Annotated in this window: 12 protein-coding genes; 11 read left to right on the forward strand and 1 reads right to left on the reverse strand. The window is 66.9% G+C overall.

What is annotated here, in order from left to right:
* Positions 1-61: 61 nt before the first annotated feature.
* The 10 genes from ACZ92H_RS09050 (at position 62) to ACZ92H_RS09095 (ending at position 13215) form a co-directional block, all read left to right on the forward strand.
* Entirely contained in the window at positions 62-1738 is a 1677-nt protein-coding gene (locus ACZ92H_RS09050) for a mechanosensitive ion channel family protein (protein WP_465049059.1), read from the forward strand.
* A 208-nt stretch (positions 1739-1946) separates the two neighbouring features.
* Entirely contained in the window at positions 1947-2561 is a 615-nt protein-coding gene (locus ACZ92H_RS09055; protein WP_131373498.1) for a GNAT family N-acetyltransferase, read from the forward strand.
* 66 nt (positions 2562-2627) lie between these two features.
* Positions 2628-4301: an amidohydrolase gene (locus tag ACZ92H_RS09060; RefSeq protein ID WP_465049061.1), complete on the forward strand. Its 1674-nt coding sequence runs from the start codon at positions 2628-2630 to the stop codon at positions 4299-4301.
* A gap of 139 nt (positions 4302-4440) precedes the next feature.
* Positions 4441-6144 carry a urocanate hydratase gene (gene hutU / locus ACZ92H_RS09065; protein WP_465049063.1) on the forward strand — a complete coding sequence of 568 codons (1704 nt, stop codon included), beginning with the start codon at positions 4441-4443 and terminating at the stop codon, positions 6142-6144.
* A gap of 19 nt (positions 6145-6163) precedes the next feature.
* The gene (hutH, locus tag ACZ92H_RS09070; protein ID WP_465049065.1) at positions 6164-7723 is read left to right on the forward strand and encodes a histidine ammonia-lyase; all 1560 of its coding nucleotides are present in this window, start codon (positions 6164-6166) and stop codon (positions 7721-7723) included.
* A gap of 20 nt (positions 7724-7743) precedes the next feature.
* Positions 7744-8532, forward strand: coding sequence for an N-formylglutamate deformylase (gene hutG / locus ACZ92H_RS09075; RefSeq protein ID WP_465049066.1), 789 nt, complete (start codon positions 7744-7746; stop codon positions 8530-8532).
* The gene (locus tag ACZ92H_RS09080; RefSeq protein ID WP_465049067.1) at positions 8529-9893 is read left to right on the forward strand and encodes a formimidoylglutamate deiminase; all 1365 of its coding nucleotides are present in this window, start codon (positions 8529-8531) and stop codon (positions 9891-9893) included. The genes hutG and ACZ92H_RS09080 overlap by 4 nt, the downstream gene beginning before the upstream one ends.
* On the forward strand, positions 9893-10468 hold the full coding sequence (locus ACZ92H_RS09085; RefSeq protein ID WP_465049068.1) for a HutD/Ves family protein: 576 nt from the start codon (positions 9893-9895) through the stop codon (positions 10466-10468). The genes ACZ92H_RS09080 and ACZ92H_RS09085 overlap by 1 nt, the downstream gene beginning before the upstream one ends.
* A gap of 12 nt (positions 10469-10480) precedes the next feature.
* A complete protein-coding gene (hutI, locus tag ACZ92H_RS09090) occupies positions 10481-11707 on the forward strand; it encodes an imidazolonepropionase (protein ID WP_465049070.1) in 1227 nt (408 codons plus the stop codon).
* A 20-nt stretch (positions 11708-11727) separates the two neighbouring features.
* Complete coding sequence (locus ACZ92H_RS09095) at positions 11728-13215, forward strand: glycine betaine ABC transporter substrate-binding protein (protein ID WP_465049071.1); 1488 nt, start codon at positions 11728-11730, stop codon at positions 13213-13215.
* An 11-nt stretch (positions 13216-13226) separates the two neighbouring features.
* Here the strand turns inward: ACZ92H_RS09095 and ACZ92H_RS09100 are convergent, their stop codons facing one another.
* On the reverse strand, positions 13227-13406 hold the full coding sequence (locus ACZ92H_RS09100; RefSeq protein WP_092796620.1) for a hypothetical protein: 180 nt from the start codon (positions 13404-13406) through the stop codon (positions 13227-13229).
* Between the two features lie 12 nt (positions 13407-13418).
* Here ACZ92H_RS09100 and ACZ92H_RS09105 point away from each other — a divergent pair, with 12 nt between their 5' ends.
* Positions 13419-13769 (forward strand): hypothetical protein, encoded by a 351-nt coding sequence (locus ACZ92H_RS09105; RefSeq protein WP_465049073.1) that lies wholly within the window; start codon positions 13419-13421, stop codon positions 13767-13769.
* The last annotated feature ends 189 nt before the right edge of the window (positions 13770-13958 follow it).

A 13958-nucleotide genomic window follows, 5' to 3' on the forward strand; every position in this document is an offset into this window, starting at 1 on the left:
GCTTGAGTTTCCGGGATTACATGGCATGATGGCTACTCCCAGTTACTTATCGATTCCCGCCATGTCCGCGTTGCTCCGCCTGTTCTGCCTGTTGACCATTTTCCTGCTGCCCGCAGCCCATGCGGATGAGGACGCCTCCTCGCTCGTTGCGGAGGCCGCTTCCGCCGTGGCGCGGGCGAATGCCGCGACGGTCAAGACGGCGCCGCTGATGTTTGCCAACCGCAAGGTCTTTGTCTTCCGCGCCGCGCTGGCAGGCTATCCGCCTGACGAGCGCGCCACCGGGGCGCAGCGCCGCCTGGAAGGCGTGCTGGCCAAGAACGGCCCGCTGCAGACGGCGACGCGCATGATTCCCGAAGGCACGCAAGTGCTGCTTGACGGCGTGCAGCTGTTTGTCGTCGTGCCAGGCGACGTCAACCAGCTGGCCGGCGATACGACGGACAGCGTGGCCAAGGTGGCGGCCGAGGAGTTGAGCAAGGCCCTGACCGACTACCGGGAGCAAAGCAGCTGGCGCTACCTGTCGATCGCCGCCGCCGTCTGCGCGGCCGCCACCCTCGTGTTCTGGCTCGTGTGGATGGGCTTGACCCGTCTGTACCGCTGGGCCAAGCGCCGCAGCGGCATCCTGCTGGCGTCGCGCCTGCGCGACGTGCGCCTGAAAAACGTGCGCGTGCTCGACGCCGAGCACTACATCGCCTTTGCGTATCAACTGCTCAGCGCCGTGCTGTGGGGCTTGCGCCTGATGGCCACCTATCTGTGGGCCGCCTTCGTGCTGGGACGCTTGCCTTACACGCGCTCGTGGGGCGAAAGCCTGAGCGGCTACCTGTTCGACGTGGCGGCCGACGTCTTCCACGCCATCATCGGCGCCTTGCCGGGGCTGGTGCTGGTGTGCGTGATCTTCGCCATCGCGCGGCTGATCGCCGCCACGGCCGCTTCGTTGTTCAAGCGGGTGGAAAGCGGCGAATTGCAAATCGGCTGGCTCGACAAGGACACGGCCTTGCCGACGCGGCGCATCGCCAGCGTGGTGATCTGGCTGTTCGCCCTGGCCATGGCGTATCCGTATCTGCCCGGCTCGCATACGGCCGCCTTCCAGGGCCTGTCCGTGCTGGTGGGCCTGATGGTGTCGATCGGCGCGTCGAGCATCGTGGGGCAGGGCGCCAGCGGCTTGATCCTGATGTACACGCGCGCCTTGCGCAAGGGAGAATATGTGCGCGTGGGCGACAGCGAAGGCACGGTGGTCGACGTGGGCATGTTCGAGACGCGCCTGCGCACGGGCCTGGGCGAAGAGGTGGCCCTGCCGAACGCCTGGGTCATGTCGCAGACGACAAAGAATTACTCGCGGGCCCAGCCAGGCGGCGGCTTCGTGCTCGACTCCACCGTCACCATCGGCTACGCCACGCCGTGGCGGCAAGTGCACGCCATGCTGGAACTGGCCGCCTCGCGCACGACGGAGCTGTCCGCCACGCCGAAACCGTACGTGATGCAGCTGGCTCTGCAAGATTATTACGTGCAGTACCGCCTGGTGGCCTACGCCAGCGCCGAAGTCCCCCGCCAGCGCGCCGAAGTGCTGAACCGCTTGCACCAGAACATCATCGACGTCTTCAACGAATTCGACGTGCAGATCACGTCGCCGCACTATATCGACGACCCGAAAGAGTCGCACGTGGTGCCGCCGGCGGAATGGTTCAGGGCGCCAGCGCAGCGGGGGGAGGATGCGATTGAGGTGGTTCCGCCCAAGCCTTGAGTGCAAGGCTCGGTTCCTTGATGTCGCATGGCTTGCCGTGACTTTCCTTCGGGGGCACAGGCATTCTTGCCGTTTGTGCGTTGAACGACGTGAAATCCGCCGGAAGGCGCCGTGAGCAGGCAAAATATTGATTGGGCGCAAGGCCTGCGCGCTTGCGTTAAGATGCCGTGCGCCGCAATGAAAAGATACAACGAACAGAAAGAGAAGCATGTCCAGCCCCGCCCCTGCCGCAGTCTCCCGCACCGCCCGCAGCCTTGCCGCCGCCCTGGTTGGCGATCCGTTTTACCGCACCGTCACGGTGGCGTGCGGCGACGACGAGGCGGCGCGGCTGGCCATGCTGGAGGCCTACTTCGCGCTGGCGCTGGCCGAGGGCGAGCAGGCGGGGCGCGTCGACCTGGCCGATGCGGCGGGCCATGGCGCCGCCATCTGGACCACGGATACGCCGGCGGCCCTGCGCCAGGCCGCCTACGCCCAGCGCGAAACCGCCTTGCGCGCGCTGCTGGGGGAGCGCGGCTTCGCGCATTTCGCGGCCATCGTCGCGAACATGGAACACGCGCTGGCGCCGCATGGCCTGCAGGATGCGTGGTATCTGTCGATCGCCGGCATCGCCCCGGCCGCGCAAGGGCAGGGGCTGGGCGCGTCCGTGCTGGCGCCGGGCCTGGCCGCCGTCGATGCGGCCGGTGCCGCATGCTTCCTCGAGACGTACAACGAACGCAGCCTGCCCTTCTATGGCCGCCTGGGCTTCGAGGCGGCAGGGCGGTATGCGGAAGCCGTCACGGGCTGCGACTACTGGCTGATGGTACGGCCACCGCGCGCTGCCTGATTGACCATTTTGCCAATTTCTATACACTCGTCTTTTTGCCAACGACTCGAAGACCTGGAGATGGAAATGCCGACCCTGCCACTGCGCCGCACCCTGCTCACGCTCGCCTGCCTGGGCGCCCTCGGCCACGCGCATGCCGATACCGTCATCGACAACGCGAACGGCTACACGCTCGATGCCAACGGCAAGGTGCTGCGCTTCACGGCGCTGGCCTTTGACGACGGGGGCAAGCTGCTCGCCGTCGGCAGCGCCGCGCAGGTAAAACGCAAGGCGGCCAGGGGCGCCCTGCGCGTCGACGTGCAGGGCAAGACGGTGCTGCCTGGCCTGATCGACGCGCATGGCCACGTGTTCGGCCTGGGGACGATTGCCAGCGGCGTGATGCTGTATGGTTCATCGACCTTGCCGGTCGCCGTCCAGGCCGTGGGCGACTTCGCCCGCGCGCACCCTGAGCGCGACTGGATTATCGGCAGCGGCTGGAACCAGGAAATCTGGAAGCTGGGGCGCTTTCCCACGGCGGCGGAACTCGATGCGGCGGAAGGCGCGCGGCCCGTGTGGCTGCGCAGGGTCGATGGCCACGCAGGCTGGGCCAACAGCCGCGCGCTGGCGCTGGCCGGCATTACGCGGGAGACGCTTGATCCGCCTGGCGGCAAGATCGCACGCGATGCGGACGGCAACGCCACCGGCGTGCTGGTTGACAGCGCCATGGACCTGATGGACGCCGTGCTGCCCAAGCCCGGCGATGTGGAAAACCGCGCCGCCCTCGATGGCGCGCTGGCGCAGCTGTCGCAGGCGGGCCTGACCAGCGTGCACGATGCGGGCATCGGCCAGATGCAGGACCGGCTGTTCCGCGATTACGCGGACCATGGCAAGCTGACGGTGCGCGTATACGGCATGATCTTCGACACGACGGAAGATTTCGACGCCCTGTCGAAAAACGGTCCCTTGAACAGCTACGCGCGCGACCTGTATGCCTTGCGCGCCGTGAAACTGCTGTCCGATGGCGCCCTGGGCAGCCGCGGCGCGGCCCTGCTGGCGCCGTACAGCGATGATCCATCTACCCGCGGCCTGCTGTTCTACCCGGATGCCGCCATGCGCGCGAAGATGGAAAAAGCCATGCGCGCCGGCTACCAGGTGAACGTGCATGCCATCGGCGACGCGGGCAACCACCAGATCCTCGACGGCTACCAGGCCTTGATCGCGCAATACCGCAGCGCGGGCCTGCGCCACCGCATGGAGCACGCGCAGGTGGTGCAATTGAGCGACATCCCCCGCTTCAAGACCCTGGGCATCGTGCCGTCGATGCAGCCGACGCATGCCACGTCCGACCAGAACATGGCGGAGCAGCGCGTGGGCCATGAGCGCATCAAGGGCGCGTATGCGTGGCGCACCTTCCTCCAGCAGGGTTCGCGCATCGCCTGCGGTTCCGACTTCCCCATCGAATCGCCGAACCCGTTCGAAGGCATCCACGCGGCCGTCACGCGGCAAAACAGCGAGGGATTCCCGGCCGGCGGCTGGTACCCGCAGCAAGCCATGACGGTCACTGAAGCGCTGCGCTGCTTCACCCTCGACGCGGCGTGGGCGGCGCACCAGGAAAAGGTCATCGGCACCCTGGAAGCGGGAAAATGGGCCGACTTCATCGTCGTCGACCAGGACCTGTTCACCGTGGCGCCGGCCGTCATCGGCAAGACGCAGGTGCTGCAGACGTGGGTGGCGGGCCGGCGCGTGTACGAGAAAAAGTAAAGGCGCGGGCCAGACCCGCCGGGTCCGGCCCCAAGGAAAAATCTGTTGACTTGGTTGTATAGACAACCTATGCTGGGAGCACAAGAGCGGCCCAGGTACCGGGCCAGGTACGACCGCTCGCCCCCTACGAGGAGACAGCATGAACAGCACAATGGACACCGATCCACGCTTTGATGCCAGCCGTACCATCCGCGCGCCGCGCGGCACGGTCATGGCTTGCAAGAGTTGGCAGGCCGAGGCGGCCTACCGCATGTTGCAAAACAACCTGGACCCGGAAGTGGCGGAAAATCCGCAGCATCTGGTCGTCTACGGCGGCATCGGCCGCGCCGCCCGCAACTGGGCCTGCTTCGACCAGATCCTCGCCTCCCTGCGCGAGCTGGAAGACGACCAGACCTTGCTGATCCAGTCCGGCAAGCCGGTGGGCGTGTTCCAGACCCACGCGGATGCGCCGCGCGTGCTGATCGCCAATTCCAACCTGGTGCCGAAATGGGCAAACTGGGAACACTTCAACGAACTCGATCGGCAAGGCCTGTTCATGTACGGCCAGATGACGGCCGGCAGCTGGATCTACATCGGCACGCAGGGCATCGTGCAGGGCACGTATGAAACCTTCGCCGAGGCGGGCCGCCAGCATTTCGGCGGGGACTGGGCCGGACGCTGGATTTTGACGGCGGGCCTGGGCGGCATGGGCGGCGCGCAGCCGCTGGCCGCCACCATGGCGGGCGCCGTTTCGCTCAACATCGAATGCCAGCAAAGCAGCATCGACTTCCGCCTGCGCACGCGCTACCTGGACAAGCAGGCGGCCAGCCTGGACGAAGCCCTGGAACTGGTCAAGTATCACACCGGGCGCAAGGAAGCCATTTCCATTGGCCTCTTGGGCAATGCGGCCGAAGTGCTGCCGGAACTGGTGCGCCGCGCCAAGGCGGGCGGCCTGGTCCCCGACCTGGTGACGGACCAGACTTCCGCGCACGACCTGGTCAACGGCTACCTGCCGCGCGGCTGGAGCGTGTCGGACTGGAAGGCGGCGCAGCAGGACCCGCAGCGCCACGCGCGCCTGACGGTGGCCGCCGCCGATTCCTGCGCCGCCCACGTGCAGGCCATGCTCGACTTCCACGCCATGGGCGTGCACACCGTCGATTACGGCAACAACATCCGCCAGGTGGCGTTCGACCAGGGCGTGCAGAACGCCTTCGACTTCCCCGGTTTCGTGCCCGCCTATATCCGCCCGCAATTTTGCGAGGGGCGCGGGCCGTTCCGCTGGGTGGCCCTGTCGGGCGACCCGGAAGACATCTATAAAACTGATGCGAAGATCAAGGAGCTGTTCCCGCACCACGCGCAGGTGCACCACTGGCTGGACATGGCGCGCGAACGCATCGCCTTCCAGGGCCTGCCGGCGCGCATCTGCTGGCTGGGACTGGGCGAACGCCACATCGCCGGCCTGGCCTTCAATGAGATGGTGCGCACGGGCGAACTGAAGGCGCCCATCGTCATTGGCCGCGACCACCTGGACACGGGTTCCGTCGCCAGCCCGAACCGCGAGACGGAAAGCATGAAGGATGGCACGGACGCCGTTTCCGACTGGCCGCTGCTGAACGCCATGCTGAACACGGCCGGCGGCGCCACCTGGGTCTCGCTGCACCATGGCGGCGGCGTGGGAATGGGGTATTCTCAGCATGCGGGCATGGTCATCGTGGCCGACGGCAGCGAAGCGGCGGCGAAACGCCTGGCGCGCGTGCTGGTCAACGACAGCGGTTCGGGCGTGATGCGCCATGCCGATGCCGGTTACGAAACGGCGGCCGCCTGCGCCAAGCGCAATGGCCTGATTCTTCCCATGATTCCTTGAGACCTGAATTCGAATGACTATGACACAGCATGCCAAAAGTTGGACCCTGAAACCCGGTGCGATGACCCTGGCCGACCTGCGCGCCGTCTGGGCCGCGCCGGCCAAACTGATCCTGGCCGCCGAGGCCTATCCCGTCATCGAGGCGTCGGCCGCCGCCGTGCAGGCCATCGTCGCCAAGGGCGATGCGGCCTACGGCATCAACACGGGTTTCGGCCTGCTCGCCAAGACGCGCATCCCCGATGAAAAACTGGAGCAGTTGCAGCGCAACCTGATCCTGTCGCACTCGGTGGGCACGGGCGAGCTGCTGTCGGACGCCGTCGTGCGCCTGATCATGCTGATGAAGATCGGCAGCCTGGCGCGCGGCTTTTCCGGCGTGCGCCCGCTGATCGTCGACACCCTGATTGCGCTGTACAACGCGGGCATCATGCCGGCCATTCCCGCCAAGGGCTCCGTCGGCGCCTCGGGCGACCTGGCGCCGCTGTCGCACATGACGCTGGCCATGCTGGGCGTGGGCGACGTGCGCGTCAACGGCGAACTGATGGCGGCGCCGGAGGCACTGGCGCAGGCGGGCATCGCGCCCGTGGTGCTGGCGGCAAAAGAGGGTCTGGCGCTGATCAACGGCACGCAGGTATCGAACGCGCTGGCGCTGCATGGCCTGTTCATGGCCGAGCGCCTGCTGGAAGCGGCCATGGTCACGGGCGCGCTGTCGCTCGACGCGGCCAAAGGCAGCGACGCGCCGTTTGACGCGCGCGTGCATGCCGTGCGCGGACAGCCGGGGCAGATCCTGGCCGCGCAGATGTACCGCCAGCTGGTGGCGCACAGCGCCATCCGCGCCTCGCACCTGGAAGGCGACGAGCGCGTGCAGGACCCGTACAGCCTGCGCTGCCAGCCGCAAGTCATGGGCGCCTGCCTGGATTTGCTGGGCAATGCGGGCCGCACCCTGCTGATCGAGGCCAATGCCGTCACGGACAACCCGCTGATCTTCCAGGATGGCCCCAACGGGCAGGCGGAAATCGTCTCTGGCGGCAATTTCCATGCCGAGCCGGTGGCCTTTGCCGCCGACACGCTGGCGCTGGCGATCGCCGAAATCGGCGCGCTGGCCGAGCGCCGCATCGCGCTGCTGATCGACGCCACCCTGTCCGGCCTGCCGCCGTTCCTGGTGCGCGACCCGGGCGTCAATTCCGGCTTCATGATCGCCCACGTGACGGCCGCCGCGCTGGCGTCGGAAAACAAGTCGCTCGCGCATCCGGCCAGCGTCGACAGCCTGCCCACGTCCGCCAACCAGGAAGACCATGTGAGCATGGCCACGTTCGCCGGGCGCCGCCTGGACGACATGGCGCACAACACGGCCGTCATCGTCGGCATCGAGCTGCTGGCCGCCGCGCAGGGCATCGATTTCCACCGTCCGCTGAAAACCTCGCCGCACCTGGAGCACGTGCACCACCAGCTGCGCCAGAAAGTGCCGTTCTTCGACGCCGACCGCTTCTTCGCGCCCGATATCGAAGCGGCCAAGCAGATGGTGCTGCATGGCGAGTTGAGCAGCACGTGCAAGAATTTGTTCGCGCCGCTGTACGCCTGAGCGCGCGCAAGGAGACACGCATGGATTTCCGCTTCAACGAAGGCAGCATCCCGCTGCTGGTGTCGATGCCCCACGTGGGCACCGACATTCCCGACGATATCGCCGCCCGCATGACGCCGCAGGCGCTGCTCAAGGCCGACACGGACTGGCATCTGCGCGAGCTGCATGGCTTCCTGCACGAGATGGATGCGTCCGTGCTGTTGGCGCGCTGGTCGCGCTACACCATCGACTTGAACCGGCCGCAGGAAGACACGAATCTGTACCCGGGCCAGGACACGACGGGCTTGCTGCCCAGCGATACCTTCCGCCGCGAACCGCTGTACCTGCCGGGCCGCGAACCGGATGCGCAGGACGTGCAGCAGCGCCTGCCGCGCTACTGGGCGCCGTACCACCGGCAATTGCGCGCGGAGCTGGACCGCCTGCTGCGCGTGCATGGCGCCGTGGTGCTGTGGGACGCGCACTCCATCGCCTCGCACGTGCCGCGCTTCTTTGACGGCAAGCTGCCCGACCTGAACTTCGGCACGGCCGATGGCGCCAGCTGCGATGCCGGCCTGACCTCCGCCGTGGTGGACATCGCGCGCGCGCAGGCGCAGTACACGGTGGCCTTGAACGGCCGCTTCAAGGGCGGGCATATCACGCGCCATTACGGCCAGCCGCAAAGCCGCGTGCATGCGATCCAGCTGGAGATGTGCCAGTGCGTGTACATGGATGAAGCGGCGCCTTTCGGCTACCGGCCCGACCTGGCGGCGCAAGTGCAGCCGCTGCTGCGCCAGATGATGGAAGCGGCCGTGGCGTGGGTGCGGCGTTGAGTTCCCGTCTTTTCGCGCGCCACGCGCTGCTGCCGCAGGGCTGGCGCCGCGACGTGCTGCTGGAATGGGACGCTGCCGGCGACTTGACGGCCGTGGCGGAGAGCGCCGCGCCGCCTGCCGGCGTCGAGGTGGCGCACTATATTTTGCCCGGCATGGTCAACCTGCATTCGCATGCGTTCCAGCGGGCGCTGGGGGGCATGACGGAGATGGCCGGCGCCGGGCCGGACAGTTTCTGGACCTGGCGCGACCTGATGTACCGTTTCGCGCGCCACATCACGCCGGAGCAGCTGGAAAGCATCGCCGCGCAGCTGTTTGCCGAATGCCTGCGCCATGGCTACACAGCCGTGTGCGAATTCCACTACCTGCAGCGCGATGCGGCCGGCGCGCTGTATGCGCGACCCGCCGAGACGGCGGAACGGGTGCTGGCCGCGGCACGCGTCAGCGGCATCGGCATGACCATGCTGCCCGTGCTGTACAGCCATGCGGGCTTTGGCGAACAGCCCTTGCAAGCGGAGCAGGCGCGCTTCCGCACGAATGCGGATGACGTTCTGCGCATCATCGAGGCGCTGGCGCCGCTGCGCGGCGGGCAGGTGGAGGTAGGCTTTGCCCCGCATTCGCTGCGCGCCGCCAGCGTGGCGCAGATCCGTGAAGTGGCCGATGCGCTGCCTGCGGAGCGTCCCATCCACATCCATATCGCCGAGCAGCAGGGCGAGGTGCGCCAGTGCCTCGATGCCAGCGGCCGGCGTCCGGTGCAGTATCTGTACGAGCAGCTTGATGTCGACGCGCGCTGGTGCCTGGTGCACGCCACGCATGTGCAGCCCGACGAGGTGGCGCGGATGGCGTCCAGCGGCGCCGTGGCGGGCCTGTGCCCGACGACGGAAGCGAACCTGGGCGACGGCCTGTTTCCGCTGGCCGAATTCATTGCTGCCGGCGGGCGTTTCGGCATCGGCAGCGACAGCCACGTGTCGCAGTCGCCCGTGGAGGAATTGCGCTGGCTCGAATATGGCCAGCGCCTGCAGCGCCAGCAGCGCAATGTGGCCGCCACGCCGGATCAGCGCCGCGTGGGCGACTTCCTGTGGCAAGCCGCCTTGCAAGGCGGCGCGCAGGCGGCCGGGCGCAAGCTGGGCGTGCTGGCGCCGGGCTGCCGCGCCGACCTGCTGGTGCTGGACGACGCCCACGTGAACCTGTGCGGCGTGGCCATCGAGAATGTGCTGGGCAGCGTGCTGTTCTGCGGCAACGACAACCTGGTGCGCGACGTGCTGTGCGGCGGACAATGGCAGGTGCGCGGCGGGCGCCACGTGGCGCAGGACGCCATCGCCATCGCCTACCAGCGCACCCTGGCGCAACTGCGGGCGCTCTGATGGCGACCTTCCTTGCCCACGAATGCCTGCGCGCCACGCCGTGGAAAAATGGCGGCGGCAGCACGACGGAAATCGCCGTCGCGCCGCCCGATGCGGGCTTTGATGATTTCGACTGGCGGGTCAGCCTGGCGACCATCACGGCCGACGGGCCGTTTTCCAGTTTTCCCGGCATCGACCGCAGCCTGATGCTGGTCGAGGGCGACAGCGTGCAGCTGACGCTGGACGGCGCGCGCAAGGTGCATTTGAACGCGGCGCAGCCGATGCTGTGGTTCCCCGGCGAAGCGGCCGTGCATGCGCAAGTCAGGGGCGTCACGACGGACTTCAACGTGATGACGCGGCGCGACCGCTGCCGCCACCAGCTGGAAAAAATCACGGCGCCTGGCCGCCTGGTGCGGCGCAGCCAGACGACCCTGCTGTTCATCGCCGGCGACGGCGCCGTGCTGGCGCGCGGCGGCGGACAGCAGTTCGCGCTGGCCCGCCATGACGCGCTGCTGCTCGACGCTGATGATGCGCCGGAGTGGCAGCTGGAAGCCTTGCAGCGCTCGGCCGTGCTGCGCGTCGACCTGTTCATCTGAGAAGGACATACCATGCAAGACTGGGATTTGGTCATCCACAACGTCCACCTGGCCACCATGGAGCAAGGCTACGGCGAACTGCTGGACGCGGCCATCGCCGTCAAGGACGGCCGCATCGCCTGGTTCGGCCCCGGCGACGAGCTGCCGGCCAGTGGCGCGCCGCTGATCGACGGCCAGGGCTGCTGGCTGACGCCGGGTCTGATCGACTGCCACACCCATATCGTCCACGCGGGAAACCGCAGCGATGAATTCGAGGCGCGCCTGAATGGCGCCAGCTATGAAGACATCAGCCGCGCCGGCGGCGGCATCATGTCCACCGTGCGCGCCACGCGCGCCGCCAGCGACGACGAATTGCTGCGCCAAAGCCTGCCCCGCGTGCTGGCGCTGCTGGCCGAAGGCGTGACGACCCTCGAGATCAAGTCCGGCTATGGCCTTGACGCGGACAGCGAGGCGAAGATGCTGCGCGTGGCGCGCCGGATAGGGGCGCAGCTGCCCGTCTCCGTGCGCACCACCTTCCTCGGCGCGCACGCGCTGCCGCCCGAATTTGCGGGCCGGGCCGAGGCGTATATCGACCTGCTGTGCGCGCAGATGCTGCCGGAGCTGGCGGGCGATGGCCTGGTCGACGCCGTCGACGCGTTTTGCGAGCGCATCGGCTTTACGCCGGCGCAAACCGAGCGCGTATTCGCGGCGGCGCAGGCGCTGGGCCTGCCCGTCAAACTGCATGCCGAGCAGCTGTCCGACCAGGGCGGCGCCGCCCTGGTGGCCCGTTACGGGGGCCTGTCGGCCGACCACCTGGAATTCCTGTCGCAAGACGGCATCGCCGCCATGGCGCAGCATGGCACCGTGGCCGTGCTGCTGCCCGGCGCGTATTACTTTTTGCGCGAGACGCAGCCGCCGCCCGTGGCGGCCTTGCGCGCGGCGGGCGTGCCGATGGCCGTGTCCACCGACTGCAACCCGGGCACCTCGCCCATGACGTCCTTGCTGCTGGCGATGAACATGGCCTGCACCCTGTGGCGCCTGACGCCGCAGGAAGCGCTGGCCGGCTGCACCATCCACGCGGCGCGCGCGCTGGGCTTGCAGCAGGAAACGGGCAGCCTGGCGGTGGGCAAGCGCGCCGATTTTGCCCTGTGGCGCATCGCGCGTCCTGCCGACCTGTCGTATGCGCTGGGCCTGAACCCGTGCGCCGGCGTGGTGCATGGCGGTGTCTGGCGCGCGCCGGTGGTAAGCTTGACGGATTGATCATTCGTCCGGAGCGCCGCGTGCGTGTAGTCTACCTGCTGTTGTTGCTTGTCTTCGCCACCGCGCCCGCGCATGCCCTCGATGGCGGCACCCTGAAGGTGGGCTCGAAGCGTTTTACGGAATCCTACATTCTCGGCGAAATCGTCAAGCAGAGCGCGGCGCCGCACGCCAGGGCGGAGCACCGCCAGGGCCTGGGCAACACGGCCATCGTGCTGGCCGCGCTGCAGGCGGGCAGCATCGACGTGTATGCCGAATACGCGGGCACCATCGCCAGCGAAATCCTCAAGCACGACAAGCCCATGTCGCTCGATGCCATGCGCCGCGAGCTGGCGCCGCTGGGCCTGGGCGTGGCCGTGCCCCTGGGGTTCAACAATACCTATGCGCTGGCCATGCGCGGCGATGAAAAAAGCATCGCCAATCTGGCGCAGCTGGCGCAGCATCCGTCGTTGAAGTTCGGCCTGTCGCATGAATTCATCGGCCGCGTCGATGGCTGGCCCGGCCTGGCCGCCCGCTACGGCTTGCCGCAGCGTCCGCGCGGCCTCGATCACGGTATCGCCTATGAAGCGCTGGCGCAGCGCCAGGTGGATGTCATCGACATTTATTCGACGGATGCGAAGATCCGCCAATATGGCTTGCGCGTGCTGGCTGACACGCAGCAGTATTTTCCCCGCTACGACGCCATGCTGCTGTACCGGCTCGATTTGCCGCCGCGCTTTCCCGCCGCATGGCAGGCACTGCAAGGACTGCAGGGACGCATCAGCGAGAGCGACATGATCGCCATGAACGCGGCCGTGGAAATCGACGGCAAGCGTTTTGCGGACGTGGCGCGCCAGTGGCTGGCTTCCGGAGCGCCGGCGAACAAAGGGGCCGCCGCGCGCAGCAATCTGCTGGAGAAAATCATCGGCGACGATCTGTGGACCCTGACGCGCCAGCATCTGACCCTGGTGCTGCTGTCGGTGGCTTTGGCCTGTGTGATCGGCATTCCGCTGGGCGTGCTGGCGGCGTTTTCCGCGCCGCTGCGGCAAACCGTGCTGGCGTTCGTCGGCGTGCTGCAGACGGTGCCGTCGCTGGCCTTGCTGGCCATATTGATTCCCCTGCTGGGCATGATCGGCACCGTGCCGGCGCTGGTGGCGCTATTCGTGTACGCCTTGCTGCCCATCGTGCGCAATACGTGCACGGGGCTCTTGCAGGTGCCGCAGGGCTTGCGCATGGCGGCGCTGGCGCTGGGCTTGAGCAAGCGTGACCGCCTGCTGCACGTGGATTTGCCGCTGGCCTTGCCGGTCATGCTGGCAGGCATCAAAACGGCGGCCGTGATGAGCGTGGGCACGGCCACCATCGCCGCCTTCATCGGCGCGGGCGGTTATGGCGAACGCATCACCATAGGGCTGGCGCTGAATGACAACGACATGCTGCTGGCCGGCGCCATTCCCGCAGCCGTGCTGGCCCTGCTGACGCAAGGCTTGTTCGAAGTGGTGGAGCGCTGGGCCGTGGCCGGCCGGCAGCGCTGACGGCATCACGGCTACAGCGAATGCAGTTTCGAGCGCACCGAGACGACGGCCTGGTGCAGGATGCGTTCGGCCTGGAAGTCGTTCTCGCGCTGTTCCGCGATGGCTTGCAAGTCGCGCGTATAGCGTTCCAGACGGGAACGCAGGTAGGCGCGGTACAGTTTCATGACGAGCGGTTTGGCAGAGACATTCATGATGAGGCTCCAGTGCGTAGCGATTCGTTCATTTTGTGTGAGCGGAATGCAGCCATTTTGCGTCGCATCAAACACCATCGGGCCGCCAAACAGGCGCGTTTGATTTTCCGCAATGCCCCACTAGCCGAAGATGCCACACTGAATCTTTCCTGCTGGCTAAGTCATGAATCAGCCGCAGTTCCGGATACCCTGAAGTCTGAAGTAAAAAAACTCAAGGAGCGTCGCATGGTCATTTTTGCCGTGGTTGCTGGCTGCATCGCCTGCCTGACAGTGTACCAAATCCATAGAAAATCGCAGGGCGGCAGCGGGGTTGCGCCACAACATATCGGTCTGCATGGCACATTGATTGAACCAAGGAAATAAACTGTGGCAAATGATGCACATGGCATCACAAGTTTAAGGGAAATGTAAGGCCCGGTAAGCAAATGTAAAGGTCAGCGCGGTGACCAGTCGTAGCGTTTATATTGATAACCGTTGATTGCATTCTCCCCCTCCCACTTGACAATGGGTTCTTCCCCCCGGTGCCGCTAGCCCGTGGGGATTTTTTTTGGG

The sequence above is a fragment of the Janthinobacterium foliorum genome, assembly GCF_978021625.1.